This is a genomic window from Streptomyces sp. NPDC059142 (assembly GCF_042755665.1).
GTDB lineage: Bacteria > Actinomycetota > Actinomycetes > Streptomycetales > Streptomycetaceae > Streptomyces.
Map to the genome: position 1 here is coordinate 1 of NZ_JBHZDA010000098.1, position 26,990 is coordinate 26,990.

Consider the following 26,990-nt stretch of genomic DNA (forward strand, 5'->3'; position numbering starts at 1 on the left):
GGCCGAAGACGCGGCCCTGTTCGAAGTCGGTGCGTCCCTCGAACATGTGCAGGTCGGAACCGCAGATGTTCGTCGAGGTGTCCGTCCTACCGGCGGTGCCTGGCCGGTCCCCGCTCACCCGTGGTGGCCGCGGCGGCGGCCGCGCGCTCCTTCTCGGCCTGCTCCTCCGCCTCCATCTCGGCGAAGACATCGATCGGCGGCGGCGCCTTCGCGAGGAAGACCCAGGTCAGATAGACCGCCAGCAGGAACGGCGGGATCTTCAGCGAGATCAGCACCCAGCCGAGCTGGGTGGTGTCCGCCCACCAGTAGAGCGGGAAGAGGATCGCGCACTTGGCGAGCAGGATCAGGCCCCAGGCCCAACTGGCCTTGGCGTACGCCTTCTTGCGGCCGGGGTTGCGGGTGCGCCAGGAGAGGTTCTCCTTGAAGACCGGGCCCAGGATCAGGCCGATCAGCGGCACGCCCGCCAGCGTGGTGACGATGTAGGCGAGCGCCAGCCCCAGCGTGTAGAGCATGCCGGGGAGGTAGAAGTCCTTGGCGTTGCCGGTCATCATCGCGAAGACGACACCGAAGGCGACGCCGAAGACCCCGCTGAAGGCGTGCTTGACGGTGTCCCGGCGGACCAGCCGCACCACCACCAGCAGCAGCGAGACGCCGAGCGCCGCGATCGCCGAGGTGTGCAGGTCCTTGTTGACGGTGTAGATCGTGACGAAGAGCAGGCCGGGGAGGACCGTCTCCACCATGCCGCGCACGCCGCCGAACGCCTCGAAGAGCGCCGCCTCCGTGACGGCTTTCGCACCACCGTCCTGGTCGGGTGACGCGGGTGAGGACGGTGCGGGGGAAACGGTCGGGGCGGTGGGCTTGTCGGGTGACGTCACCGGCTACTCCTGTCCGAGCGGTCGGAGTTCGTATGTGGGATTGAACAGCACGCGCCGGCCGTGGCTCAGCGAGATCCGGCCGGAGGCGATCAGCTTGCGGCCCGGTTCGATGCCCACGATGGAGCGCCGGCCCAGCCACACCACGTCCAGCGGCGCGGTGCCGTCGAACAGCTCCGCCTCCAGCGCGGGCACACCGGCCCGGGGTCGCAGGGTGACCGTCCGCAACGTACCAGCCACCCGGACGATCTGACGGTCGTCGCACTCGGAGATACGGGTGCAACCGGACGCCTGGGCGTCCTCGCGCAGCTCCTCGGACTCCAGATCCTCCTGGGAGCTGGAGAGCCGGTCGAGCATCCGGCGGAAGCGGCCGGTCGGCTTCTCAGCACTCATGTCTGAAGGGTACCGGGGTACGGGTGCGGCAGGAGAACGCGACGATGCGACCGGCCGGGAGAATCGGATCACCGTTCGAAGCGGTAACCCATGCCCGGCTCCGTGACGAAGTGCCGGGGGTGCGAGGGGTCCGTCTCCAGCTTCCGTCTGAGCTGCGCCATGTAGACCCGCAGGTAGTTGGTCTCCGTGCCGTACGAGGGGCCCCAGACCTCCTGGAGGAGCTGTTTCTGGCTGACCAGCCGGCCCGTGTTCCGTACCAGGACCTCCAGCAGGTGCCACTCGGTCGGGGTGAGCCGTACGTCACGGCCCTCGCGGTGGACCTTCTTCGCCGCCAGGTCGACGGTGAACCCCGCCGTCTCGACCACGGCGACGGTCTCGTCACCGTCCCCGCCGAGCGGTTCCGCCCGGCGGACCGCGGCGCGCAGCCGGGCCAGCAGTTCGTCCATGCCGAAGGGCTTGGTGACGTAGTCGTCGGCGCCCGCGTCCAGCGCCTCGACCTTCTCGTCGGAGGTGTGGCGCGCGGAGAGCACCAGGATCGGGACGCGCGTCCAGCCGCGCAGCCCCTTGATCACCTCGACGCCGTCCATGTCCGGCAGCCCGAGGTCGAGCACGACCACGTCGGGGTGGCGGGCCGCCGCCAGTTCCAGCGCGGTCGTGCCGTCGGCGGCAGCGTCCACCTCGTACTTGCGCGCCCTCAGATTGATCACGAGGGCCCGTACGATCTGTGGCTCGTCGTCGACCACGAGCACCCGGGTCATAGAGGTCCGCCTTTCTGCTGTCCCGGTCATGAGCCGACCCGGGCGGGAGGTTCGGTGCGCGCCGGCAGGGGGCCGGCGGCAGCGGAGAGGGTGAGCACCATGGTCAGCCCGCCGCCGGGGGTGTCCTCGGCGGCGAGCGTGCCGCCCATCGCGTCCACGAAGCCCCGGGCGACGGCGAGCCCGAGGCCCACCCCGGCCCCGCGCGGGGCGTCCCCGTGGCGCTGGAAGGGTTCGAAGATACGTTCCTTGGCGTCCTCGGGGACGCCGGGGCCGCGGTCCACCACCCGTACCTCGACCCGGGCGCCGAGCGCGCTGGCGGCGACGGTGACGCGCCGCCCCTCGGGGCTGTACTTGACGGCGTTCTCGACGATGTTGGCGACCGCGCGCTCCAGCAGCCCGGGGTCGACGGCCACCATGGGCAGCGACTCGGGGATGTCCAGGTCCACGCTGTTCTCCGGTACGCCGCCGAGCGCCATCGGGACGACCTCGTCCAGGTCGATCTCGCGCATCAGCGGGGTGACGGTGCCGGTCTGGAGCCGGGACATGTCGAGGAGGTTGCCCACGAGGTGGTCGAGGCGGTCGGCGCCGTGCTCGATGCCCTCCAGCAGCTCCGCCTGGTCCTCCTCGGACCACTCCACGTCGTCCGAGCGGAGCGAGGAGACCGCGGCCTTGATCCCGGCCAGCGGCGTGCGCAGATCGTGGCTGACGGCTGCGAGCAGGGCCGTACGGATGCGGTTGCCCTCGGCGAGCGCGCGGGCCTGCTCGGCCTCGCCGACCAGGCGCTGGCGGTCGAGCACGACGGCCGCCTGCGCGGCGAACGCGGCGAGCACCCGGCGGTCCTCGGCGGGCAGCACCCGCCCGGAGAGCGCCAGCGCCATATGGTCCCCGACCGGCATGTCCACATCGGCGGACTCGGGGCGGTCGACGGGCTGGGGGCCCACGCTGCCGGCCCGGGTCCACGGGTCGACGTCGCTCTTGCGTTCGAGCAGTGCGACGGACTCCATGGCGAAGGTCTCGCGGACCCGCTCCAGCAGGGCGTCCAGGGCCGTCTCCCCGCGCAGCACACTGCCCGCGAGGAAGGACAGGATCTCGGACTCGGCGCGCAGCCGGGAGGCCGTATGGGTACGGCGCGCCGCCAGGTCCACCACGGAGGCCACCGCCACGGCCACCGCGAAGAAGATCACGATGGCGACCAGGTTCTTCGGGTCCTGGATGGTCAGGTTGTGGGTGGGCGGCGTGAAGTAGAAGTTGAGCAGCATCGACCCCACGGCGGCCGAGGCGAGCGCCGGCCGCAACCCGCCGAGCAGGGCGGCCAGCACGGTCAGGAAGAGGAAGAGCAGGACGTCGTTGGCGAGCCCGAGGGTGTTGTTCAGCGCGGTCAGCAGCACCGCCAGCAGCACCGGGGCGACCACCCCGGCCAGCCAGCCCCAGATGAGCCGGGAGCGCCCGAGCCGGGCGCCGCGCGCGCCGGGCAGCCCGCGCCCCTTCGCGGCCTCCTCGTGCGTGACGATGTGCACGTCCAGGTCGGGGCCCGACTCCCGCGCCACGGTGGCGCCCACCCCGGGCCCGAAGATGTACTGCCAGGTCTTGCGGCGGCTGGAGCCCAGCACGATCTGTGTGGCGTTGACGCCGCGCGCGAACTCCAGCAGCGCGGAGGGGATGTCGTCGCCGATCACATGGTGGAAGGTGCCGCCCAGGTCCTCCACGAGCGTGCGCTGGACCGCCAGCTCCTTGGGCGAGGCGGCCGTGAGGCCGTCGCTGCGGGCTATGTAGACGGCGAGGATCTCGCTGCCGGACCCCTTGGCGGCCATGCGGGCGGCGCGGCGGATGAGCGTACGGCCCTCGGGGCCGCCGGTGAGGCCGACGACGATCCGCTCGCGCGCCTGCCAGGTGGTACGGATGTTGTGCTCGCCGCGGTACTGCTGGAGGTACTCGTCCACCCGGTCGGCGACCCAGAGCAGCGCCAGTTCGCGCAGCGCGGTGAGGTTGCCGGGGCGGAAGTAGTGCGAGAGCGCGGCGTCGACCTTGTCGGGCTTGTAGACGTTGCCGTGGGCCATCCGCCGGCGCAGCGCCTGGGGCGACATGTCGACCAGTTCGATCTGGTCGGCGCGCCGGACCATCTCGTCGGGGACGGTCTCGCGCTGGCGTACCCCGGTTATCGACTCGACGACGTCCCCGAGCGATTCCAGGTGCTGGATGTTGACGGTGGAGACGACCTCGATGCCCGCCTTGAGCAGTTCCTCGACGTCCTGCCAGCGCTTGGCGTTGCGTGAGCCGGGCACATTGGTGTGGGCCAGCTCGTCCACCAGCGCGACGGCGGGGCGGCGCTCCAGGACGGCGTCGACGTCCATCTCCGTGAAGACGCTGCCGCGGTACTCCAGTTCGCGCCGCTCGACCGCCTCCAGGCCGTGCAGCATCACTTCCGTACGCGGCCGGTCGTGGTGCTCGACGAACGCGACGACGCAGTCCGTGCCCCGCTCCACCCGGCGGTGCGCCTCGGAGAGCATCGCGTACGTCTTGCCGACGCCCGGTGCCGCGCCCAGGTAGATACGTAGCTTGCCGCGTCCCATGGCCCCATTGTCTTCCAGAAGGGCCGGCGTGCCCGACCTGCCGACCGTCCTGACGAAACTACCGCCGGTGACGACGCGGACGGCCGCCGCGCGGGGTCCGGGGGCCGGTTTTGACACGATTCTGACGGCGGGGGCGGGTGGGGGCCGGCCGTACGGCGGGGGCGGGCCCCGGGGCGGCCCCCGGCACGCGAAAGGGCCGCACCCCGCCCGGGGTACGGCCCCTCACCTGCCCGTACGGGTGTCAGCGCACCTCGGTGATCTCGGGACCGCGCTGGAGCTGTCCCATGCCGCCGGAGAAGCGGGAACTCTCCTGGTCCTCCTGCTGGACGCCCTCGGCGACCATCTGCGCGTCGTCCGGAAGCTTGAGGACGATCGGGTCGCGGGGGGCCATCGGGCCCTCTCCGCGGACGACGACGGTGTCCCGGAAGATCTGCTCCAGCAGCCCCGCGGCCTCGGGCTGGACCGCGCCCTGCCCGGAGATCACCCCGCGCAGGAACCAGCGCGGGCCGTCGACCCCGATGAAGCGCACGAGCTGTACGCCTCCGGTGCCGTCCGGGAGCTGTACGGGGACCTGGGCGCGCAGCTCCCAGCCCAGCGGACCCTCGACCTCGTCGATGATGCCGCCCTGCTGGGTGATGCCGGTGGCGATCTCCTCGCGGACCTCGCCCCAGATGCCTTCCTTCTTGGGCGCGGCGAACGCCTGGAGCTGTACGGCGCTGTCGCGCACGACGACCGTGGCGGCGACGATCGCGTCACCGGCGACCTCCACGCGCAGCTCCATGCCCTCGACCGCGGGGACGAAGATGCCCCCGAGGCCGACACGGCCCTCCTCGGGCCTGGAGACCTCGGAGATGTCCCAGGGACCGTCGGGCCTGGGTGCCGGCGGAAGGTTCGCACGGCGGGGCGCGGGCGCCGCCTCCGTGTCGTCGGCGTCCCCGGTGTCCTCACCGGCCTCGTCGACGAACTGCTCGGTCTCGCCCGCTGTCCCCGCCTCGTCCTCGGCGGAACCACTCTTCTTGCGACGTCCGAACACGTCACTGTCCTTCCCGGTCGGATACGACCGAAGCGTATCGATTCCCACCCTGTACCCCGCCGCCCACGGCGGCATGACCGCCGGTGGACCCGAAGCCCCCCTCGGCCCGCGCAGAACCGGGAAGCTCCGCCACCTCGTGGAAGCGAACCTTCTCGACCTGCTGGACGATGAGCTGGGCAATCCGGTCGAACCGCTCGAACCGCACGCTCTCGCGGGGGTCCAGATTGACCACGATCACTTTGATCTCCCCACGGTACCCGGCATCCACCGTCCCGGGGGCATTCACCAGCGCGACCCCGCAGCGGGCGGCGAGCCCGGAGCGCGGGTGCACGAAGGCCGCGTAGCCGTCGGGCAGGGCCACGGAGACGCCGGTCGGCAGCACGGCGCGCTCACCGGGGGCCAGCTCGGCGGCCTCCGTGGTGACCAGATCGGCCCCCGCGTCACCGGGGTGCGCGTACGAGGGGAGGGGGACCTCCGGGTCGACGCGGCGGATCAGCACGTCCACGGGGCGGCTGGCGCCGCCGGACGGGGTGGTCGGGGGCGTCCCCGGGGATGGCACGTTACTCACAGGCGCAGACCTTACCCGCGCGGTCGCCCGCGGGGCGCACCGTGCCAAGCTTGGCCCCATGGAGCCTTCCCCCGCGCGTTACGACGAACGCCTGACCGCACCCCCTTCCTGGTGGGGTATCGCCGCTCTGCTCGCCGTGGCGGGCGGTCTGATGACGCTGCCGATTGGCACGCTGCCGATGCTGGGCGGTGTGCTCGTGGCGGGCGCGCTCGCGGCGGCGGGGGTCAGCGGTTACGGCTCGGCGCGGATCCGGGTGGTGGCGGACTCGCTGGTCGCGGGCGACGCGCGGATCCCGGTGGCGGCGCTCGGCGCGGCCGAGGTGCTGGATCCGGAGGAGGCGCGGGCCTGGCGGCTGGAGAAGGCCGATCCGCGCGCCTTCATGCTGCTGCGCAGCTATGTGCCGACGGCGCTGAAGGTGGAGGTCACGGATCCGGACGACCCGACCCCGTACGTCTATCTCTCGACCAGGACCCCGCGGGAGCTGGCGGCGGCGCTGGACGCGGTCCGTACGGGCTGAGTCCGCAGGCGGTGGCGGCCCCGGGACGTACCGGAGGCCGCGCGGGGGCGGCCGGGGCGGGCCCGACGGCCCCGGTGGCCCTGACGGCTCCTCAGTGGCCCAGCTCCCTGGGCAGCCCCGGAGGCAGCTCGTCCGGCCGCTCCAGGGGCGGCAGGGCGGGCAGCGCGTCCCAGGGCACCTGGCGGCGCCGCAGGTCCTTGCGGATGTGTTCGGCGACCTTCTTGGTGTCCCGCCGGTTCATCAGGGCGCCCACGGCGGCCCCGATCATGAAGGGGACCAGGTTCGGCAGGCTGCGGACCATGCGCTTGGTGATCTGGTGGCGCAGCTCGCGCTTCATGGGGCCGCTGAGCGCGCCGTTGAAGGTCGACGGTTTGGTGATGTCGACGCCGCGCTCCTGGGTCCAGGACGTCAGATAGGCGGCGCTGCGCTCCTTGAGCGAGCCGGGCGGGCGCTGTCCGTAGACCTCGTGCAGCTCCGCGATGAGCTTCAGCTCGATCGCGGCGACGGCGGTGATCTCGGCGGCCAGTTCGGCCGGCATCGCGGGGGGCACGGGCATCATCGCGGCGGCGCCGACGCCCGCCCCGACGGTGGAGCTGCTGTTCGCGGCGCCCGCGACCAGCTTGTCGGCCAGCTCCTCGGGGCCGAGCCCCGGAAACTGCGTGCGCAGGGTCGCGAGGTCGCGTACCGGGATCCGGGGCGCGTTCTCGATGATCCGGTCGGCGACGAACGCGAGAGCCGCCTTGGCCCCGTCGCTCCCCTTGCGCACGCCCCGTTTCACGCTGTCCAGGCGCCGGCCCCCGGTCGTGGGGCCGCCGTGGTCCTCCCGGACGGCTTCGAGCGAGGCCGGCCGGCCTCGCTCGTCCTCGTGCGCGCCGTGCTGGGGCAGCGGGGCGGAGTGCTCGGCAGCGGGCTGATCGCCTTCTGCCGAACCCGAGCCGCCCTGATACGTCTCCGGTGCCTCCGGGGCGTTCTTGCGCCGGAAGCGCCGTTTCCGGAACGGTGTGTCGCCTGCCACGGCCGGTCGGACCTCAGTCGCAGTCGCGGCAGATGGGCTGACCGTTCTTCTCCCGGGCGAGCTGGGAGCGGTGGTGCACGAGGAAGCAGCTCATGCACGTGAACTCGTCGGCCTGCCGCGGCAGGACCCGGACGGACAGCTCCTCGTTGGAGAGATCCGCGCCGGGCAGTTCCAGGCCCTCGGCCTGCTCGAACTCGTCGACGTCGACCGCTGAGGTCGACTTGTCGTTCCGACGGGCCTTCAGTTCCTCAAGGCTGTCCTGGTCGACGTCGTCATCGGTCTTGCGTGGGGTGTCGTAATCCGTTGCCATGTCGTCGCTCTCCCCCTCTGGGTGTCTGTGGTGTCTCAGCGCACGTAACGCGTGAGAGGCCGGACTTGTGCCCGACCTGAGGCGGAGATTTTGCCTCACATCAAGGTCTGTTACTCAATCGACACCCAACCGGACTCCTCAGGAGTGATCGGCTTCGGGTGGCGAAGGGGACCGTACACGGTCCCTCTTTCCTGCCGCACGGGCGCCACCCCGTGTACTTCCCGTGATCACGACCCCCGGAAACCCGGACTTTACCGGCTTTCCGATGAAGGCTTGATCACACAGAGTCGATAGGCGGGAATTCGCCCCTGTGATCGATCACACAAGGATCCGCCAAAAACCCGCCATGGAAATTCCGCGCAAAGCGAACAAAGTAATCCGCCGCGTGAATACCGAGCGCAGTCTCTCAGATCGGGAGAGTGACACGCATCACCAGTCCACCCCCCTCACGAGGCTCCGCGAAGATCCGTCCGCCGTGGGCCCGCGCGACCGAGCGGGCGATCGACAGGCCGAGGCCCACCCCCTTGTCGCTGCCGGTGCGCTCCGTACGCAGGCGCCGGAACGGCTCGAAGAGGTTGTCGATCTCGTACGCGGGGACCACGGGCCCCGTGTTCGACACCACCAGGACCGCCTGGCCCTGCTGGAGCTCCGTGCTGACCTCCACCCAGCCGTCCTGCTGGATGTTGTACCGCACGGCGTTCTGCACCAGGTTCAGGGCGATCCGCTCCAGCAGCACGCCGTTGCCCTGGACGACCGCGGGGACGCACTCCGTGCGGATCTCCACGCCCTTCGCCTCGGCCTCGGAGAGCGCCTGGTCCACGGCGCGGGTGGCGACCTCCGCGAGGTCGACCGGTTTGCGCTCCACGAGCTGGTTGTCGCTGCGGGCGAGCAGCAATAGCCCCTCCACCAGTTGCTCGCTGCGCTCGTTGGTCGCCAGTAGGGTCTTCCCGAGCTGCTGGAGCTCCACGGGAGCCCCCGGATCGGAGAGATGGACCTCCAGGAGGGTCCGGTTGATCGCGAGCGGTGTACGCAGCTCGTGCGACGCGTTCGCGACGAAGCGCTGCTGGGCGGTGAAGGCGCGCTCCAGCCGCTCCAGCATCTCGTCGAAGGTGTCGGCCAGCTCCTTCAGCTCGTCGTCCGGGCCGTCCAGCTCGATCCGGCGCGCGAGGTCGGTGCCGACCACGCGGCGCGCGGTACGGGTGATCCGGCCCAGCGGCGAGAGCACCCGGCCGGCCATCGCGTAGCCGAAGGCGAAGGCGATGACGCTCAGCCCGACCAGCGCGAAGAGCGAGCGGCTGAGCAGGTCGTCGAGCGCCTGCTGACGCTGGTGGTTGACGCACGCGTTCATCGCGGTGTTGAACCGGTCGGGCGTCGCCTGGTCGGGGAAGTTGCAGGTGTCGCTGCTCACCTTGCCGCTGACGATCTGGAACGGCAGCTCACTGCCGACGTGCAGGGCCTGCGCGGCCAGCAGGTAGATGATCGAGAGCAGCAGGATGCCCGCGATCAGGAACATCCCTCCGTAGAGCAGCGTCAGGCGTATACGGATGGTGGGGCGGACCCAGGGGAGGGACTGGTCGGGCCTTCTCGGGTCCCAGGTCGGTTTCGGGGGCGCCGCGGGCGGCGCCGGAGTGGTGGCCACGCCATCAGATCCGGTAGCCGGAGCCGGGCACGGTGACGATCACGGGCGGCTCACCGAGCTTGCGCCGCAGCGTCATCACCGTCACGCGGACGACATTGGTGAACGGGTCCGTGTTCTCGTCCCACGCCTTCTCCAGAAGCTGCTCGGCCGAGACCACCGCGCCCTCGCTGCGCATCAGGACCTCCAGGACCGCGAACTCCTTGGGCGCGAGCTGGATCTCCTTGCCGTCGCGGAAGACCTCGCGGCGGTTGGGGTCGAGCTTGATCCCGGAGCGCTCCAGGACGGGCGGCAGAGGCACCGTCGTACGCCGTCCCAGCGCCCTGACCCGGGCGGTCAGCTCGGTGAAGGCGAAGGGCTTGGGGAGGTAGTCGTCCGCGCCCAGCTCCAGGCCCTCGACCCGGTCGCTGACGTCGCCCGAGGCGGTCAGCATCAGGACCCGGGTGGGCATCCCCAGTTCGACGATCTTGCGGCAGACGTCGTCACCGTGCACGACCGGGAGGTCACGGTCGAGCACCACCACGTCGTAGTCGTTGACCCCGATCCGTTCCAGGGCCGCCGCACCGTCGTACACGACGTCGACGGCCATGGCCTCCCGGCGCAGTCCGGTGGCCACCGCATCGGCGAGCAGTTGCTCGTCCTCGACGACGAGTACGCGCACGTCGTTTTTCCTTCCTCCGGGCCCGTCTTGCGTGATCAGGGCAGCTTGAAGCACTCGTTGTGCGGGCCCATCCTGCCTGTATCGGCCATAAACCGGCGGTAAGACGATGCCGGGTGACCAGGCACGTCCGGGCCGGCGCCGGATTCGTCAGGTCGGGGAGGTTTCTCGGAGACGGACCCTGGGGAAGACGACTTCACACCCGAGATCACGCCCTGTTTGTGGCATGCCACACCCTTATCTGCCCACCGGATAACTGTCCTCCAGAAGACAGTGGGCGCCTGATCTTCCCGCCGTCGGCACACCCCCGTGCCACTGACCCACGACGAGGGGGCGCAATGGACGCGTTCACCGCCGGGCTTCTCCAGCGTATAAAGGCCACGGAAACCGACCTCACCCGTGCACGTGAGACGGGTGACGACTTCCTCGCGGATGTCGAACAGGAAGAGCTGGACGACCTGCGTCGGCTCGCCGCCGAGCACGGTGTGGAGGTCGGCGCCGCCAGCGTCTGATCCGATACATCCGAGTCGTACAGACATAGTCGTACAGACATACGAAATATCAGAGCCGCAAACGATCTGCTGTGAAGGACCCCGGCACCGAGGGGACGGTGCCGGGGTCCTTCCGTGCGGGGCCCGTGGAGGGCCCTGGGGCGCCCGTGGCCCCACCGGGACCGGGTCGCGGGCCCGGGTGTCCGGGTCAGTCGTGCCAGGCCCCGTACTCCTCCAGCAGCCCCTGAAGGGGCTCGAAGACGCCCGGTGAGGCCGCCACGGTCAGCTCGAAGCCGGGGGCGCCGCCGGGGCGGCCACCCGTACGGGCGCCCGCCTCGCGGGCGATGAGATCGCCGGCCGCGAGGTCCCAGGGGTGCAGCCCCCGCTCGTAGTAGCCGTCCAGCCGGCCGGCCGCCACGTCGCAGAGGTCGATGGCCGCCGAGCCGCCGCGCCGGATGTCCCGCAGCCGCGGGATGAGCCGCTGGGCGACGTCGGCCTGGTGGCTCCGGACGGTGGTCACGTAGTTGAAGCCCGTGGAGACCAGGGCGCGCTCCAGCGGCGGCGCCGGGCGGCAGCGCAGCGGCCGGTCCCCCAGGAAGGCACCGCCGCCGAGCACGGCACGGAAGGTCTCGCGGCGCATCGGGGCCTCGACGACGCCCACCAGCGTCTCCCCGTCGCGCTCCGCGGCGATGGAGACGGCCCAGGTGGGCAGCCCGTAGAGGTAGTTGACGGTGCCGTCCAGCGGGTCGATGACCCAGCGGACACCGCTGGTGCCCGCCGTGCTGGCGCCCTCCTCGCCGAGGAAGCCGTCCTCGGGGCGGTGGTCCGCGAGATAGCCGGTGATCAGCTTCTCCGCGGCGATGTCCATCTCGGTGACGACGTCGATGGGGCTGGACTTCGTGGCGGCGACGGCGAGATCGTCGGGGCGTCCGTCGCGCAGCAGCGCGCCGGCCCGGCGAGCGGCCTCCAGCGCGAGCGTGAGCAGTTCACCGGTGAGGGCGTCGGTCACAGCGGGCTCCTTCAGGCGTACGGGCTGTCGGCGCCCGCGGCGGCGGGCTTGGGGGCACGCGCCGGGCAGCAGCCGACGGGGCAGAGGTCATGACTGGGGCCGAGCGCGCCGAGGGCGCACCGCTCCACGGCGCGTCCGCGCTCGGCGGCGGCGCGCTCCAGGACGAGATCGCGTACGGCGGCGGCGAACCGGGGGTCCGCGCCGACCGTGGCGGACCGGCGGACCGGCAGCCCCAGCTCGGCGGCCTTGGCGGTGGCCTCCGTGTCGAGGTCGTACAGGACCTCCATGTGGTCGGAGACGAAGCCGATGGGGGCCATCACGACGGCGGGGACGTTCTCGCCGCTCAGCGTCTCCAGGTGGTCGCAGATGTCCGGTTCCAGCCAGGGGATGTGCGGGGCGCCGCTGCGCGACTGGTAGACGAGCCGCCAGGGGTACGCGATCCCGGTCTCCTCGCGGACGGCGGCCACCACGAGGCGGGCGACGTCGAGGTGCTGGGCGACGTACGCGCCGCCGTCCCCGTGGCCCTCGGCAGGGCCCGAGGTGTCGGCGGCCGCGGTCGGGATGGAGTGGGTGGTGAAGGCGAGATGGGCCCCCTCCCGTACGTCCTCGGGCAGATCGGCGAGCGAGGCGAGCACCCCATCGATCATGGGGTCCAGGAAGCCGGGGTGGTTGAAGTAGTGGCGCAGCTTGTCGACTCGGGGCGGTTCGATGCCCTCGCCGGCCAGCGTGGCGAGGGCGGCGGCCAGGTCCTCGCGGTACTGGCGGCAGCCGGAGTACGAGGCGTACGCGCTGGTGGCGAGGACGGCGATCCGGCGCCGTCCGTCGGCGGCCATCTCGCGCAGGGTGTCGGTGAGGTACGGCGCCCAGTTGCGGTTGCCCCAGTAGACCGGCAGGTCCAGACCGTGCCCCGCGAAGTCCTTGCGCAGCGCGTCCAGCAGCACCCGGTTCTGTTCGTTGATCGGGCTGACCCCGCCGAACAGGAAGTAGTGCTGCCCGACCTCCTTGAGCCGTTCCCTCGGGATGCCTCGGCCCCGGGTGACGTTCTCCAGGAACGGAACCACGTCGTCCGGGCCTTCGGGGCCGCCGAAGGACAGCAGGAGCAGAGCGTCGTAGGGCGAAGTCGCCGACTGTTCTGGCATGCCCCGATCCTGCCACCCGCCCCGGTACGCCGGGCGGCGGCCCCGCCCGGCCGGGCCCGGGGAGCGCCGGTGGGACCGCTGGGAAAAACGGAGGCGCGCGGTGCCGGACGGCCGTAAGCTTCCGGGGCCAGATTCATCGCTTACCGGAGCGTCCGTTGCCTGCGTTGCCCCGTTCCTACCACGCGCTGTTCGACGTTCCCGGTACGAAGGGATTCAGCGCCGCCGGGCTGATCGGCCGGATGCCGCTCGCGATGCTGAGCATCGGCGCCGTCACGATGATCTCCCAGCTCACCGGCCGGTACGGCCTCGCGGGCGCCGTCTCGGCGACCATGGCCATGTCGGCCGCGGTCTTCGGCCCGCAGATCTCCCGGCTGGTCGACCGGCACGGCCAGCGGCGGGTGCTGCGCCCGGCGACGCTGGTCTCGGTGACGGCGATCGCGGGGCTGCTCCTCTGTGCCCAGCGCGGCGCCCCGGACTGGACGCTCTTCTTCTTCGCGGCCGGGACCGGGTGCATGCCGAGCGTCGGGGCGATGGTGCGGGCCCGCTGGGCGACCGTCCACCGCGACTCCCCGCGCGCGCTGCACACCGCGTACTCCTGGGAGTCGGTGGTCGACGAGGTCTGCTTCATCTTCGGCCCGATCATCTCGATCGGGCTCTCGACGGCCTGGTTCCCCGAGGCGGGCCCGCTGGTCGCCGGGGTCTTCCTGGTGACCGGTGTCCTGTGGCTGACGGCGCAGCGCGCCACCGAGCCCGTGCCGCGGCCCCGCGCGGAGCACACCGGGGGTTCGGCGCTCGGTTCCGCCGGGCTGCGGGTGCTGGTGGCGACGTTCGTGGCGACGGGGGCGATCTTCGGCGCGGTCGACGTGGTCACGGTCGCCTTCGCCGAGGAACAGGGCCACAAGGCCGCGGCGAGCCTGGTGCTCTCCGTCTACGCGCTGGGGTCCTGCTGCGCGGGCATGGTGTTCGGGCTGCTCCATCTCACCGGTCCGGCGGCCCGGAGGTGGCTGGTGGGTGTCTGCGCGATGGCCGTGAGTATGATCCCCCTCCAACTGGCCGGGAGCCTGCCGCTCCTGGCCGTGGCGCTCTTTGTCGCGGGCCTCTCCATCGCGCCGACGATGGTCACCACCATGGCCCTCGTCGAAGCGCATGTACCGCGCACCAAGCTGACCGAGGGGATGACCTGGACCAGTACCGGGCTCGCGGTCGGCGTGGCGCTCGGCTCCTCGGCCGCGGGCTGGGTGGTCGACGCCGCCGGGGCACGTGCGGGGTACAGGGTGCCCGTGGTGGCGGGCGCCGTCGCGGCCGCGGTGGCGTTCCTGGGGTACCGCCGGCTGCGTGAGCCGGTACCGAGGCGGGGAGGGCATGGGGCGGATGACCGGCGACCGGACAGTCCTGAGGAGCACGAGGACCACGAGCGCGTGGCGTAACTGGGCGGGGACCGTCACCGCCCGCCCGGCCCGTACGGTCTTCCCCTCCTCCGTGGAGGAGCTGATCGGGGAGGTACGCGCGGCGGCGGCCGACGGGCTGCGGGTCAAGGCGGTCGGCAGCGGGCACTCCTTCACCTCCGTCGCCGCCACGGACGGCGTGTTCGTACGGCCCGACCTGCTCACCGGCATCCGGGAGATCGACCGGGCCGCGGGCACCGTCACGGTGGCGGCCGGCACCCCCCTCAAGCGCCTGAACACGGCGCTGGCCCGGGAGGGCCTGTCGCTGACCAACATGGGCGACATCATGGAGCAGACCGTCGCGGGCGCGACCTCCACCGGCACCCATGGCACCGGGCGTGAGTCGGCGTCGATCGCCGCGCAGATCCGCGCGCTCGAACTGGTCACGGCGGACGGGACGGTGCTGCGCTGCTCGGCCGAGGAGAACCCGGAGGTCTTCGCCGTCGCGCGGATCGGCCTCGGCGCGCTGGGTGTGATCACCGCGGTCACCTTCGCGGTGGAGCCGGTCTTCCTGCTGACGGCCCGTGAGGAGCCGATGCCCTTCGACCGGGTCCTGGCGGAGTTCGACCAGCACGTCGCGGAGAACGAGCACTTCGAGTTCTACTGGTTCCCGCACACCGGCAACTGCAACACCAAGCGCAACAACCGCAGCGCGGGCCCCGCGGCGCCGCCCGGCCGTGTCCCCGCCTGGATCGAGGACGAGCTCCTCTCCAACGCCGCCTTCCGGGTGTCCTGCGCGCTCGGCCGCGCCGTGCCCGCGACGATCCCGGCCCTGGCGCGGGTCTCCAGCCGGGCGCTCTCGGCCCGTACGTACACGGACATTCCCTACAAGGTCTTCACCTCGCCGCGCCGGGTGCGCTTCGTGGAGATGGAGTACGCCCTGCCGAGACAGGCGGCGGTCGGGGCGCTGCGCGAGGTCAAGGCGATGATCGAGCGCTCACCGCTGAAGGTGAGTTTCCCGGTGGAGATACGGACGGCGCCCGCCGACGACATCGCGCTCTCGACGGCCTCGGGCCGCGAGACGGCGTACATCGCCGTGCACCTGTACCGGGGCACGCCGCACCGCTCGTACTTCACGGCGGTGGAGCGGATCATGACGGCGCACGGCGGCCGACCGCACTGGGGCAAGATCCACACCCGGGACGCGGGGTATCTCGCCGGGGTGTACCCGCGCTTCGCGGAGTTCGCGGCGGTACGGGACCGGCTCGACCCGGACCGGCTGTTCGGCAACGACTATCTGCGCCGGGTCCTCGGGGACTGAGGGACCGATGCGCGTCGTACGCCCTCCCCTACCGGCCGGTGGTCGTCCCGCCGTCGCCGCCGTCCGTGGTGCCGGCGGTGCCCGAGGGCGCCGGGGCCGGGGCGGACGAGCGGCCGGAACCGGTGTCGCCGGTGGCGTCCTGGCCGGAACCGGAGGAGGGGGTCGGGTCCGGGGCGGAGGAGGACGGGGTGCCCGCCGGGTCGGTGCCGGTGTCCTGACCGGATCCGGTGCCGGTGCCGGTGCCGGTGCCGGTCTCCTGGCCGCTCCCGTCGCCGCTTCCGCCGACGGAGGGGGACGGCGAGGTCCCGCTGTCCGGAGTGGTGCCCGTGTCCCCGCCGGCGGGGGCGTCGCCGCCGGTGCCGGTCGAGGGGGTGACGGAGGGATCGGTCGTGGTGGAGGGGGTGGAGCGGTGGCCGCCGGTCACGACGGAGCCGACGGTCGTTCCCGTGCCGCCGCTCAGGTCCTGACCGGAGATCAGCTCGTATCCGGTGATACCGCCCATCGTGACGCCGAAGACGATCCCGGCCGCGAGGAGCGGGCGCTTCCAGCCGCGGACCCGCGTGCCATGGGTCGTGGCCGGGGTGAACTCCGCACCCGTCGAGGCCGGGGACGCCGAGGACATCTGGGGCAGCGGGGACGCCGGGGACACCTGGGGCATCCGCGCCGTCGGGGGCACCTGGGGCAGCAGCCGCGTCGCGTCGACGCCCCGTACGGAACCGGTGGAGCCGACGGAACCGGTGGAGGCGCTGGAGCCGGTGGAGGCGCTGGAGCCGGTGGAGCCGTCCCGTTGACCCGGATCACCCCGTTCGGGCGGTATCGGCACCTGCCGTCCGCCCGGCTTCGCCTGGACCGCCGCGACGCGGATCTGTTCCCCCGTACGGCGGAACAGGTGCTGGAAGACCGAACCGCCGCAGGTGGCGACCACGCTGACCACGCCCGCGCCGATGATCGTGCCGTACACGCCGAGCTGGGAGGCGAGCACCGCGGCGGCGATCGCCGCGAGCGCGCTGCCCGCGACCTGCGGCAGGCTCAGTTCGAGCCGGAGGGCCGGCCGCTCCCCCTCCTCCGGGCGCCCGTCCGCCCCGCCGTTTTCCGGCCTGTCGTCCGTTCGCGTACCGGTCGTCAGCCTCTGATCCATCTACAGCCCCTGCCTGCACATCTGTCCCACCTTGCACCAGGGAGTGACCTCTGAGCGAAGCGGATAGTTCCACTTCGGCGGGTTCTGTGAAGCAGGACACCCGTACCGGGGTACCCGCGGACCGTTCCGGGCATCAACTCCCCGGCGCGGTGAGAACTTGGGCGGCGCGCCGGTCCACCCGGATGGCCCGAATGGAGTACTGTGGCGAGCCCTGGGGCCGGACTCCCTTTTGGGTGTCCGGGACTTACGGGAAGGGGGCCGAACGTGGCACTCGATCCGGCGGAGCCGCGGCACCGCACGGGCGCCTGCTGCACAGAGTGACCAGGTTCGTCACTCTGCGTCGCAAAGGGTAACCGTGCCATCGGCGATCCAGGGCCCATGCCCGACACGCCGGGCAGCACGGAAAGGTTGTGGCAGGCTGCACCCGGGCAGGCCACACTCGACTAGCGGAAGCAGCGACGCACGTGACGTCGGCAGGCACCACCCGGGAGGTTCCCATGCCCGAACTGCGTGTCGTGGCCGTCTCCAACGACGGCACACGACTGGTGCTCAAGGCTGCCGACAGCACGGAGTACACGCTCCCCATCGATGAGCGGCTGCGCGCCGCCGTCCGCAACGACCGTGCGCGTCTGGGCCAGATCGAGATCGAGGTGGAGAGCCACCTCAGACCACGGGACATCCAGGCGCGGATACGAGCCGGAGCCACCGCCGAGGAGGTCGCGCAGCACGCCGGGATCCCGGTGGACCGCGTCCGGCGCTTCGAGGGCCCGGTGCTCGCGGAGCGCGCCTTCATGGCCGAGCGCGCCAGGAAGACCCCCGTACGCCGCCCCGGCGAGAACACCGGGCCGCAGCTCGGCGAGGCCGTCCAGGAGCGGCTGACGCTGCGCGGGGCCGACAAGCAGACCGTCCAGTGGGACTCGTGGCGCCGTGACGACGGCACCTGGGAAGTCCTGCTGGTCTATCTGGTCGCGGGCGAGCCGCACTCGGCGAGCTGGACGTACGACCCGCCCCGGCGGCTCGTCCAGGCCGTCGACGACGAGGCGCGCGCGCTGATCGGCGACACCGACGACACGGTCACGAAGGAGCCGAGCTTCCCGTTCGTGCCCCGGATCGCCCGGCTGCCGCGCGACCGGCCGCTGGACCGTTCCCTCGACCGGCAGTTGGAGCGTCCCGTAGCCCCTCAGCCGGACGACGCCGACGAACGCGACTCGCTCACCAGCCTGCTGGAGGCCGTGCCGAGCTTCCGCGGCGACATGGTCGTGCCCGAGCGCCCCTCGCCGTCCGACGCCGGGTCCATGGATCCGGACGACGAACCGGACGCGGAGGAGCCGCCCGCAGCCTCGGCGGGCGCCGGTTCCGCCTACGCGGACGTGCTGATGCCGCGCTCGGTGGCCGGTCACCGCGACCGGCTCACAGGCACGACGGACCGCCAGGCCGAGGCGGACGGCGTCCGCCCCGGGCGGCGGGCCGCGGTGCCGAGCTGGGACGAGATCGTCTTCGGCACCCGGCGCAAGAAACAGGACTGACCGGGTTCGCACACCCCCCTATACGCAGTCCGAGGGGCCCGTACTCACCGCAGGTGGGGGTACGGGTCCCTCGGGCGCCGTGGCGCGTAACCGGCGCGCCGGTTACCGGGGGTCAGGGCCCTTGGCGACGGGGCGGTCGGGGTCCGAGGACCACTCCGACCACGAGCCCGTGTAGAGCGCCGCGCCGATCCCCGCCAGCTCCAGCGCCAGTACCTGCTGGGCGGCGGAGACGCCCGAGCCGCAGTAGACGCCGACGTTCCGGCCCGTGGCACCCAGCGCCTCGAAACGGGCGGCGAGTTCCGTCACCGGGCGGAAGGTGCCGTTTTCGGCCATGTTCTCCGAAGTGGGCGCCGAGACCGCGCCGGGGATGTGGCCGCCGATCCGGTCGATCGGCTCGACATCGCCGCGGTAGCGCTCGGCCGCGCGGGCGTCCAGCAGCAGCCCGTCCCCGGCCAGCGCGGCGGCACCGTCCGCGTCGAGCACCGGGAGCCCGCCCGGCTCGGGGCGGAAGTCGCCCTCCGCCGGCTCCGGGATCTCGGTGGAGAGCGGGCCCGTCCAGGCGTCCAGACCGCCGTCCAGGACCCGGACGTCGCGATGGCCCGCCCAGCGCAGCAGCCACCAGGCGCGCGCCGCGGCCCATCCGGGACCGGCGTCGTACGTGACCACCGGGGTGTCCGCGCCGACACCCGCACGGCGCATCGCCGCACCGAAGACCGCCAGGTCGGGCAGCGGGTGACGGCCGCCCTCCCCCGGCGCGGCGGCCAGCTCCGTGTCGAGGTCCACGTAGACGGCGCCGGGCAGGTGTCCCGCCTCGTACTCCGGCCGGCCGGGCGGCCCGCCGAGCCGGTAGCGGATGTCGAGCAGGACGGGCGGACGCCGACCCGCCGACTCGCCGGTGAGTTCGGCCGCTGTGATGATGGCTGTCATGGACGCCATCCTTCCGTACGGACGGCGCGCGGCGGGAGCGGCGGTGCTCCGTGCGGAGTGACCGGTGATGTCACGGGTGATGTCACGGCCGATGTAACGGGCCGTGAAACAGCCGGTAAACAGCGAATCGAGATCCCGCCAAGTGCGGCGCGGCCGGGCGGCGCCGCACGCCGCCGGGTGCGAGCATCGGCACGGGCGTACGGCCGCTTCCGTCCCGCTTCCTCCCCCGGTGCCTCCCCGTGCGTTTCCGCGGTTCCACCGGCAGTTCCCCCCCGCGGCGCGCCCGGTCCGTACGGCCACCACGAAGGTCCGAGGAGACAGTGACGATGACCGAGGCAGCGACCCGGCGCACCCCTGGAACACCCTGCTGGGTGAGTCTGATGGTGCACGGACTTGCCGCGACGGAGGAGTTCTACGGAGCGCTGTTCGGCTGGGAGTTCGAGCCGGGGCCGCAGCAGCTCGGACCGTACGTCCGCGGGCTGCTCGACGGCAAGGAGATCGCGGGGATCGGCCAGTTGCCGCCCGACCGTCATCTGCCCATCGCCTGGCTGACGTATCTGGCCACGGACAACGCCGATCTGACCGCCGACACGATCAGGAGCTGCGGCGGCACCGTCGGGGGGGGGGGGGCGGGGGGCCCCGGGGGGGGCGGCCCCCCCCCCCGCGCCCTGCTGCCCGTACCCGCCGCGCCGCCCCGGGCGGCGCGTGGGGATGCGGTACGGGCCGGTCTGGCCGCACCGGAACCGGTCACCCGGCGACGGCGCGGGGGAACGGACGCGGAGTCAGCCGCCGCGCGGGCCGGGGAAGGCCCGCGGAAGGCTCTCCTCGCGGAGCGCGGAGACGCTCGCCGACGGCTGCGGAGGCATCGCGCGGGCCGCCGGCACCGCCGGGACGGCGCCCGGCACGGCCGGCAGCGAGGACCGGGCGACCCCGGCGTCCTGCGCGCGCTCCACCTCGGCCGCGCCCGGCTGCTGCGCGGTCCGCCGCGTACCGTAACGGCGGTGCACCGCCTGCTTGGTGACGCCCAGCGCCGAACCCACCGCGTCCCACGAGAACCCGAGCGAACGGTCGAAGTCCACCGCCGCGGTCACCAGCGTCTCGACGCTGTCCCTCAGCTCCTGCGCGAGGCGGACGGTCGGGGCGGGCGCCCGGCCGTAGACGACGAAGCCCGTGGAAGGTCCCGAGCGCCGTGGGCGGTAGACGTTGCCCAACTGGGCGGTGAGCGTGCGCAGCGCGTCCACCTGCCGCCTGACCCGCTCGATGTCCCGCACCAACAGGTGCAGACTTGCCCGGGCTTGTGCGTCGTGGGTTGCGTGGTCGGCCATGAACAAGCCTCTCGAACCGGCGTGGAAAAGGATCCGGGCCGCACCGGTGCGGCCCGCGTGGGTCAATCTCTCTTGACAACGCTTCACCGGCCGATGTGGTCACGCTACGGCGGCTTATACGCATATGCGCGGGGCGCGCAGGCCGTCGTACGCCCCCTGTGGCGCACCCCTCTAGACTGGTGCGCCGCTCACGCAACCGCTCCGGCGTCCGCGAGGATCCGTACCGGCCCCGCGCCCACCGGCCCCGGCCGGACCGGGTGCCCGGCCGCCCGGCCGGGGCCGGCCCGCCTTCGACCAACCGTTCCGAGAGGTAGTCAGCCACCGATGAAGCTCGTCTTCGCCGGCACCCCCGAGGTCGCCGTACCCGCCCTGGACGCACTCATCGCCTCGGAGCGGCACACCGTCGTCGCCGTCGTGACCAGGCCCGACGCGCCCGCCGGGCGCGGCCGCAGACTGGTCGCCAGCCCCGTCGCCCAGCGCGCCGAGGAAGCGGGCATCGAGGTCCTCAAACCCGCGAAACCCCGCGACGAGGACTTCCTCGCCCGGCTGCGCGAGATCGGCCCCGACTGCTGCCCGGTCGTCGCGTACGGCGCCCTCCTGCCGAAGAGCGCCCTCGGCGTGCCCGTCCACGGCTGGGTGAACCTGCACTTCTCGCTGCTGCCCGCCTGGCGCGGCGCCGCGCCCGTGCAGCACTCGGTCATGGCGGGCGACGAGATGACCGGCGCCGCCACCTTCCAGATCGAGGAGGGGCTGGACTCCGGGCCCGTGTACGGCGTGATCACCGAGCATGTCCGGCCCACCGACACCAGCGGCGACCTGCTGACCCGGCTGGCGTTCGCCGGGGCCGGGCTGCTCTCCGCGACCATGGACGGCATCGAGGACGGCTCCCTGGTCCCCGTACCGCAGCCCGCCGACGGCATCTCGCTCGCCCCCAAGATCACCGTCGAGGACGCGCAGGTGGAGTGGGCGGCCCCGGCGCTCCGCGTCGACCGGGTGGTACGCGCCTGCACCCCCGCGCCCGGCGCCTGGACGCTCTTCCGCGGCGAACGGCTCAAGCTGGTCCAGGCCACGCCGGTGCCCGAGGTGACGGGGCTGGCCCCCGGCGAACTGGCCGTCGGCAAGAACACCGTGCACGTCGGTACCGGCTCGCACGCCGTCGAGCTGCTCTGGGTCCAGCCGCAGGGCAAGAAGCCGATGCGCGCGGCCGACTGGGCGCGCGGGGTCCGGATCGCCCCGGGCGAGGGTCTGGGAACCGCCGACGTAGGCTGAGAGGGATCGACTCTTCTCACCGCGGAGCACCTTTGAACGAGCAGGCCACCCGCCGCCCCTCCAAGCCGTACCGACGCCCCAAGAAGGACCCCGTACGGCTGCTCGCCTTCGAGGTGCTCCGGGCCGTCGACGAGCGGGACGCCTACGCGAACCTCGTCCTGCCCCCGCTGCTCAAGAAGGCCCGCGAGAACAGCGACTTCGAGGCGCGGGACGCGGCGCTCGCCACCGAGCTGGTGTACGGGACGCTGCGCCGCCAGGGCACGTACGACGCGATCATCTCGGCGTGTGTCGACCGGCCGCTGCGCGAGGTCGACCCGCCGGTGCTCGACGTGCTCGCGCTCGGCGCCCACCAGCTCCTCGGCACCCGGATCCCCACCCACGCCGCCGTCTCCGCCAGCGTGGACCTGGCCCGGGTGGTGCTCGGCGACGGGCGCGCCAAGTTCGTCAACGCCGTGCTGCGCAAGATCTCCAAGGACGATCTGGACGCCTGGCTGGAGCGGGTCGCCCCGCCCTACGCCGAGGACGCCGAGGACCATCTCGCGGTCGTCCACTCGCACCCCCGCTGGATCGTCTCGGCGCTCTGGGACGCGCTGGGCGGCGGGCGCGCCGGGATCGAGGACCTGCTCGAAGCCGACAACGAACGGCCCGAGGTGACCCTGGTCGCCCGGCCGGGACGCTCCACCACCGCGGAGCTGACCGACCTGCTCGGCGCGGACAGCGTGCTGCCCGGACGCTGGTCCCCGTACGCCGTCCGGCTCGCCGAGGGCGGCGAACCCGGCGCCGTCGAGGCCGTACGGGACGGCAGCGCCGGGGTCCAGGACGAGGGCAGCCAGCTCGTCGCCCTCGCCGTGGCCAACGCCCCGCTGGAGGGCTCCGACACCCGCTGGCTCGACGGCTGCGCGGGCCCCGGCGGCAAGGCGGCGCTGATGGGCGCGCTCGCCGCCGGCCGCGGCGCCTTCCTGCTCGCCGCCGAGAAACAGCCGCACCGCGCCCGGCTCGTCGAACGCGCCCTCGCCGGGAACCCGGGCCCCTACCAGGTCATCGCCGCCGACGGCACCCGCCCGCCCTGGCGCCCCGGCTCCTTCGACCGTGTCCTGGTCGACGTCCCCTGCTCGGGCCTGGGCGCGCTGCGCCGCCGGCCCGAGGCGCGCTGGCGGCGGCGCCCCGCCGACCTGGACGGCTTCGCGCCGCTCCAGCGCGGGCTGCTGCGCGAGGCGTTCGGGGCGGTACGGGTCGGCGGCATCGTCGGCTACGCGACCTGCTCCCCGCATCTCGCCGAGACCCGCGTCGTCGTCGAGGACGTCCTCAGGGGCCGCGGCGGCCCGCCGGTCGAGGCCGAGTGGGTCGACGCCAGGCCCCTGATGCCCGGTGTCCCCGCGCTGGGCGAGGGACCCGACGTCCAGCTCTGGCCGCATCTGCACGGCACGGACGCCATGTATCTGGCCCTGTTGCGCCGGACCGCCTGACCCGTCAAACCGATCTTTCCGTACCGCCGGATCTGTCCACGGAAACGCGAGGATTGCGCGGACTGTGCCCATTCCCGTACGGGATTGGTCCGTACCCGGGTTCGCAGGGCGGTCAGGAAGTGTCCCGGAGCATGGCAGGCTTGGCACATGGCCCAGATCAACCCCAGCATCCTGTCCGCGGACTTCGCACGCCTCGCCGAGGAGGCGAAGGCGGTCGACGGAGCCGACTGGCTGCACGTCGATGTCATGGACAACCACTTCGTGCCCAACCTGACCCTGGGCGTGCCCGTGGTCGAAGCGCTCGCGCGGGCCACGGACACGCCGCTGGACTGCCATCTCATGATCGAGGAGCCCGACCGCTGGGCCCCGCAGTACGTCGAGGCCGGCGCCGGTTCCGTGACCTTCCACGCGGAGGCCGCGGCGGCCCCCGTACGGCTGGCGCGGGAGATCAGGGCCAAGGGGGCCAAGGCGTCGATGGCGCTGAAGCCCGCGACCCCGATCGAGCCGTACGAGGACCTGCTCCCCGAACTCGACATGCTGCTGATCATGACGGTGGAGCCGGGCTTCGGCGGCCAGGCGTTCCTGGACATCATGCTGCCGAAGATCCGCCGCACCCGGGAGCTGATCTCCAAGCACGGACTCGAACTGTGGCTCCAGGTCGACGGAGGGGTCTCCGCGACCACCATCGAGCGCTGCGCCGAGGCCGGTGCCGATGTCTTCGTCGCGGGATCCGCGGTGTACGGCACGGACGATCCGGCGGCGGCGGTACGGATGCTGCGCAACCAGGCGACCGAGGCGACCGCCGCGGCCTCCTGGGCCTGCGGCCACTGAGCCCACGGGCCACAGGTACGTGAACGGGGCCTTACGGGGCCGATCAAGGACCGCTGGATCTGACAGGATGAACAGCGAGTCCAGAGTGTGAACAAAGGTGAGGAGATCGCGGTGTCTGGTATGTCGGCGGGTCGGCCAGCCCTGCGGATGGGACCCGCGGAACTGGTGCAGGCGGCGGCCATGGCCCGCCGCTTCTACCTGGAGGGCAAGTCCAAGATCCAGATCGCCGAGGAGTTCGGCGTCAGCCGCTTCAAGGTGGCCCGGGTCCTGGAGACCGCGCTGGAGCGCGACCTCGTACGGATCGAGATCCGCGTCCCCGCCGAACTCGACGCCGAGCGCTCCGACGCGCTGCGCGCCCGTTACGGCCTGCGCCACGCGGTCGTCGTCGAGTCCCCCGCCGAGGGCGAGGACGAGTCGCCGGACCCGGAGAACCTCGGTGAGGTCGCCGCCGACCTCCTCGGCGAACTGGTGGTCGAGGGTGATGTCCTGGGCCTCGCCTGGGGCCGCTCCACCATCCACATGGCCGCCGCGCTCGACCGGCTGCCGCCCTGTACGGTCGTCCAGCTCACCGGCGTGTACGACGCGGGCACCGCCGAGCGCGGCTCCGTCGAGGCCGTACGCCGCGCCGCCCAGGTCTCCGGCGGCGAGGCGCACCCGATCTACGCCCCGATGCTGCTGCCCGACCCGGCGACCGCCGCCGCGCTGCGCAGCCAGACCGGTATCGCGCGCGCCTTCGAGTACTTCGACAAGGTCACCGTCGCGGCCGTCTCCATCGGCTCATGGGAGCCCGGCATCTCCACGGTCCACGACATGATCACCGAGGAGGAGCGCGCCCACTACGCCTCGCTCGGCGTCGCCGCCGAGATGTCCGCGCACCTCTTCGACGCGGAGGGCCGCAGAGTAGGCCGCGACCTGGGCGAACGGTGCATCACCGTCGAGGCGGACCGGCTGCGCCGGATCCCCGAGGTCGTCGCGATCGCGGGCGGACTGCGCAAGGCCGAGGCGATCGGCGCCGTACTCCGCTCCGGGCTGGTCACCAGCCTGGTCACCGACACCGCCGCGGCCGACTACCTGCTGACGGAGTTCACGCCCGCGCCGCACCCCGCGCTGGAGCGCGCGGACCCCGACGAAGACTGAGCCGCCTGCCCCGCCGGGCCCCCGGCCAGGGGTTTCGGAGGATGCTTCGAAGACCGCCCCCGGCCCCCTGGCGGAACGTACAGAGCCGCCCGTCAGGTTCGCCATTCCGCGGACGTATCGGTGATGATGGCGTAGGAGCCGCAGCCGGGGCCGACCGGGCGCCGTCGCTGACTCCCCACCCGCCCCTCAAGCGAAACAGCAGGTGAGAGAGTCAGTATGCGTTTCCTCAACGACGTCACGCCCCCGTACGACCTGACGTACGACGATGTCTTCATGGTGCCGAGCCGCTCCGCCGTGGGCTCCCGCCAGGCCGTCGACCTCGCGTCGCCGGACGGTACGGGCACCACGGTCCCCCTCGTCGTCGCGAACATGACGGCGATCGCGGGCCGCCGGATGGCCGAGACGGTCGCCCGGCGCGGCGGACTCGTCGTGATCCCGCAGGACATCCCGATCGAGGTCGTCACCGACGTCATCGGCTGGGTCAAGAAGCGCCATCTCGTGCTCGACACCCCGATCGTGCTCACCCCCTTCCAGACCGTCGGCGACGCGCTCTCCCTGCTGCCCAAGCGGGCCCACGGCGCGGGCGTCGTGGTCGACGCGGACCGCAGGCCCGTCGGCATCGTCACCGACCATGACCTCTCCGGCGTCGACCGCTTCACCCAGCTCTCCGAGGTCATGTCGAAGGACCTGGTGCTGATCTCCGCCGACCTCGATCCGGGCGAGGCGTTCGAGACCCTCGACAACGCCAACCGCAAGCTGGTCCCCGCCGTCGACGCCGAGGGCCGGCTCGCCGGGGTCCTCACCCGCAAGGGCGCGCTGCGCGCCACCCTCTACACGCCCGCCACCGACGCCGCGGGCCGGCTGCGGATCGCCGCCGCCGTCGGCGTCAACGGCGATGTCGCGGGGAAGGCGGCGCAGCTTCTCGACGCGGGCGTCGACACCCTGGTCGTCGACACCGCCCACGGCCACCAGGAGTCGATGATCGGCGCGGTCAAGGCGGTCCGCGCGCTCGACCCGAAGGTCCCGGTCGTCGCGGGCAACGTGGTCGCCGCGGAGGGCGTACGGGATCTGATCGAGGCCGGCGCGGACATCGTCAAGGTCGGGGTCGGCCCCGGCGCCATGTGCACCACCCGGATGATGACCGGCGTGGGACGCCCGCAGTTCTCCGCCGTGCTGGAGTGCGCCGCCGAGGCGCGCAAGGCCGGCAAGCACGTCTGGGCCGACGGCGGCGTCCGCCACCCGCGCGATGTCGCCATGGCGCTGGCCGCGGGCGCGTCGAACGTCATGATCGGCTCCTGGTTCGCCGGTACGTACGAGTCGCCCGGCGACCTCCAGCAGTCCCCCGACGGACGGCTCTACAAGGAGTCCTTCGGCATGGCCTCCGCCCGCGCCGTACGCAACCGTACGAGCGAGGAGTCCGCGTACGACCGGGCGCGCAAGGCGCTCTTCGAGGAGGGCATCTCCACCTCGCGGATGTTCCTGGACCCGCAGCGCCCCGGCGTCGAGGACCTGATCGACTCGATCATCGCGGGGGTCCGCTCCTCGTGCACCTACGCGGGCGCGAACTCGCTGGCGGAGTTCGCCGAGAAGGCGATCGTCGGCGTCCAGAGCGCCGCCGGATACGCCGAGGGCAAGCCGCTGCACCACAGTTGGAGCTGAGCAGGCAGGGGGCCCGGGGCCGCCGGTACCGTTCGGG

The 26,990-nt window shown here is 72.5% G+C and carries 25 protein-coding genes; 10 read left to right on the forward strand and 15 right to left on the reverse strand.

Going from position 1 to position 26,990, the window contains the following annotated elements; genetic code table 11:
- Nucleotides 1-86: 86 nt before the first annotated feature.
- The 6 genes from ACFXPK_RS27155 to dut form a co-directional block, all read right to left on the reverse strand.
- Complete coding sequence (locus ACFXPK_RS27155; protein WP_385079524.1) at nucleotides 87-875, reverse strand: DUF3159 domain-containing protein; 789 nt, start codon at nucleotides 873-875, stop codon at nucleotides 87-89.
- Between the two features lie 3 nt (nucleotides 876-878).
- Nucleotides 879-1,265, reverse strand: coding sequence for an OB-fold nucleic acid binding domain-containing protein (locus ACFXPK_RS27160; RefSeq protein ID WP_385006388.1), 387 nt, complete (start codon nucleotides 1,263-1,265; stop codon nucleotides 879-881).
- 68 nt (nucleotides 1,266-1,333) lie between these two features.
- A complete protein-coding gene (locus ACFXPK_RS27165; protein ID WP_385006390.1) occupies nucleotides 1,334-2,023 on the reverse strand; it encodes a response regulator in 690 nt (229 codons plus the stop codon).
- A 26-nt stretch (nucleotides 2,024-2,049) separates the two neighbouring features.
- Nucleotides 2,050-4,593 (reverse strand): ATP-binding protein, encoded by a 2,544-nt coding sequence (locus ACFXPK_RS27170; RefSeq protein ID WP_385006392.1) that lies wholly within the window; start codon nucleotides 4,591-4,593, stop codon nucleotides 2,050-2,052.
- 241 nt (nucleotides 4,594-4,834) lie between these two features.
- Nucleotides 4,835-5,626, reverse strand: a complete 792-nt coding sequence (locus ACFXPK_RS27175; RefSeq protein ID WP_385006394.1) for a DUF3710 domain-containing protein — start codon at nucleotides 5,624-5,626, stop codon at nucleotides 4,835-4,837.
- 1 nt (nucleotide 5,627) lies between these two features.
- Complete coding sequence (dut, locus tag ACFXPK_RS27180) at nucleotides 5,628-6,185, reverse strand: dUTP diphosphatase (RefSeq protein ID WP_385006400.1); 558 nt, start codon at nucleotides 6,183-6,185, stop codon at nucleotides 5,628-5,630.
- Between the two features lie 67 nt (nucleotides 6,186-6,252).
- On the opposite strand from dut, the gene ACFXPK_RS27185 reads away from it, so the two are divergent.
- Nucleotides 6,253-6,711, forward strand: coding sequence for a DUF3093 domain-containing protein (locus tag ACFXPK_RS27185; protein WP_385079529.1), 459 nt, complete (start codon nucleotides 6,253-6,255; stop codon nucleotides 6,709-6,711).
- A gap of 91 nt (nucleotides 6,712-6,802) precedes the next feature.
- On the opposite strand, the gene ACFXPK_RS27190 is transcribed toward ACFXPK_RS27185, so the two are convergent.
- From ACFXPK_RS27190 to ACFXPK_RS27205, 4 genes are all read right to left on the reverse strand, one after another.
- Nucleotides 6,803-7,726, reverse strand: a complete 924-nt coding sequence (locus ACFXPK_RS27190; protein WP_385079532.1) for a hypothetical protein — start codon at nucleotides 7,724-7,726, stop codon at nucleotides 6,803-6,805.
- A gap of 13 nt (nucleotides 7,727-7,739) precedes the next feature.
- Nucleotides 7,740-8,036, reverse strand: a complete 297-nt coding sequence (locus ACFXPK_RS27195) for a DUF4193 domain-containing protein (RefSeq protein WP_030350183.1) — start codon at nucleotides 8,034-8,036, stop codon at nucleotides 7,740-7,742.
- Between the two features lie 406 nt (nucleotides 8,037-8,442).
- Entirely contained in the window at nucleotides 8,443-9,675 is a 1,233-nt protein-coding gene (locus tag ACFXPK_RS27200) for a sensor histidine kinase (RefSeq protein ID WP_385004419.1), read from the reverse strand.
- A 4-nt stretch (nucleotides 9,676-9,679) separates the two neighbouring features.
- Nucleotides 9,680-10,333 carry a response regulator transcription factor gene (locus tag ACFXPK_RS27205; protein WP_329821498.1) on the reverse strand — a complete coding sequence of 218 codons (654 nt, stop codon included), beginning with the start codon at nucleotides 10,331-10,333 and terminating at the stop codon, nucleotides 9,680-9,682.
- 335 nt (nucleotides 10,334-10,668) lie between these two features.
- Between ACFXPK_RS27205 and ACFXPK_RS27210 the strand changes: the two genes are divergently transcribed.
- Nucleotides 10,669-10,842: a hypothetical protein gene (locus ACFXPK_RS27210; RefSeq protein ID WP_365819162.1), complete on the forward strand. Its 174-nt coding sequence runs from the start codon at nucleotides 10,669-10,671 to the stop codon at nucleotides 10,840-10,842.
- A 187-nt stretch (nucleotides 10,843-11,029) separates the two neighbouring features.
- Here the strand turns inward: ACFXPK_RS27210 and ACFXPK_RS27215 are convergent, their stop codons facing one another.
- Complete coding sequence (locus ACFXPK_RS27215) at nucleotides 11,030-11,830, reverse strand: inositol monophosphatase family protein (protein ID WP_385004422.1); 801 nt, start codon at nucleotides 11,828-11,830, stop codon at nucleotides 11,030-11,032.
- A gap of 11 nt (nucleotides 11,831-11,841) precedes the next feature.
- On the reverse strand, nucleotides 11,842-12,969 hold the full coding sequence (locus ACFXPK_RS27220) for a ferrochelatase (protein WP_385079537.1): 1,128 nt from the start codon (nucleotides 12,967-12,969) through the stop codon (nucleotides 11,842-11,844).
- 164 nt (nucleotides 12,970-13,133) lie between these two features.
- Here ACFXPK_RS27220 and ACFXPK_RS27225 point away from each other — a divergent pair, with 164 nt between their 5' ends.
- Both ACFXPK_RS27225 and ACFXPK_RS27230 read left to right on the forward strand, forming a co-directional pair.
- Nucleotides 13,134-14,396, forward strand: a complete 1,263-nt coding sequence (locus ACFXPK_RS27225) for an MFS transporter (RefSeq protein ID WP_385004432.1) — start codon at nucleotides 13,134-13,136, stop codon at nucleotides 14,394-14,396.
- Nucleotides 14,341-15,675: a D-arabinono-1,4-lactone oxidase gene (locus tag ACFXPK_RS27230; RefSeq protein WP_385004434.1), complete on the forward strand. Its 1,335-nt coding sequence runs from the start codon at nucleotides 14,341-14,343 to the stop codon at nucleotides 15,673-15,675. Before ACFXPK_RS27225 ends, ACFXPK_RS27230 begins: the two co-directional genes overlap by 56 nt.
- Nucleotides 15,676-15,703: 28 nt before the next feature.
- Here ACFXPK_RS27230 and ACFXPK_RS27235 read toward each other — a convergent pair whose 3' ends face one another.
- Nucleotides 15,704-16,813 (reverse strand): hypothetical protein, encoded by a 1,110-nt coding sequence (locus ACFXPK_RS27235; RefSeq protein ID WP_385079540.1) that lies wholly within the window; start codon nucleotides 16,811-16,813, stop codon nucleotides 15,704-15,706.
- A gap of 497 nt (nucleotides 16,814-17,310) precedes the next feature.
- On the opposite strand from ACFXPK_RS27235, the gene sepH reads away from it, so the two are divergent.
- Entirely contained in the window at nucleotides 17,311-18,339 is a 1,029-nt protein-coding gene (sepH, locus tag ACFXPK_RS27240) for a septation protein SepH (protein WP_385004428.1), read from the forward strand.
- A 102-nt stretch (nucleotides 18,340-18,441) separates the two neighbouring features.
- On the opposite strand, the gene ACFXPK_RS27245 is transcribed toward sepH, so the two are convergent.
- A complete protein-coding gene (locus ACFXPK_RS27245; protein ID WP_385079543.1) occupies nucleotides 18,442-19,266 on the reverse strand; it encodes a sulfurtransferase in 825 nt (274 codons plus the stop codon).
- Nucleotides 19,267-20,048: 782 nt separating this feature from the next.
- Complete coding sequence (locus tag ACFXPK_RS27250; RefSeq protein ID WP_385079545.1) at nucleotides 20,049-20,591, reverse strand: hypothetical protein; 543 nt, start codon at nucleotides 20,589-20,591, stop codon at nucleotides 20,049-20,051.
- Nucleotides 20,592-20,915: 324 nt separating this feature from the next.
- On the opposite strand from ACFXPK_RS27250, the gene fmt reads away from it, so the two are divergent.
- The 5 genes from fmt to ACFXPK_RS27275 all read left to right on the forward strand — a co-directional run bounded on the left by fmt (nucleotide 20,916) and on the right by ACFXPK_RS27275 (nucleotide 26,953).
- The gene (gene fmt, locus ACFXPK_RS27255) at nucleotides 20,916-21,860 is read left to right on the forward strand and encodes a methionyl-tRNA formyltransferase (RefSeq protein WP_385079548.1); all 945 of its coding nucleotides are present in this window, start codon (nucleotides 20,916-20,918) and stop codon (nucleotides 21,858-21,860) included.
- Between the two features lie 32 nt (nucleotides 21,861-21,892).
- Nucleotides 21,893-23,326 (forward strand): RsmB/NOP family class I SAM-dependent RNA methyltransferase, encoded by a 1,434-nt coding sequence (locus ACFXPK_RS27260; protein ID WP_385079550.1) that lies wholly within the window; start codon nucleotides 21,893-21,895, stop codon nucleotides 23,324-23,326.
- 147 nt (nucleotides 23,327-23,473) lie between these two features.
- Entirely contained in the window at nucleotides 23,474-24,157 is a 684-nt protein-coding gene (gene rpe, locus ACFXPK_RS27265; RefSeq protein WP_329828408.1) for a ribulose-phosphate 3-epimerase, read from the forward strand.
- An 87-nt stretch (nucleotides 24,158-24,244) separates the two neighbouring features.
- The gene (locus ACFXPK_RS27270) at nucleotides 24,245-25,294 is read left to right on the forward strand and encodes a sugar-binding transcriptional regulator (RefSeq protein WP_385006616.1); all 1,050 of its coding nucleotides are present in this window, start codon (nucleotides 24,245-24,247) and stop codon (nucleotides 25,292-25,294) included.
- Between the two features lie 216 nt (nucleotides 25,295-25,510).
- The gene (locus ACFXPK_RS27275) at nucleotides 25,511-26,953 is read left to right on the forward strand and encodes a GuaB1 family IMP dehydrogenase-related protein (RefSeq protein ID WP_385006618.1); all 1,443 of its coding nucleotides are present in this window, start codon (nucleotides 25,511-25,513) and stop codon (nucleotides 26,951-26,953) included.
- Nucleotides 26,954-26,990 lie beyond the last annotated feature (37 nt).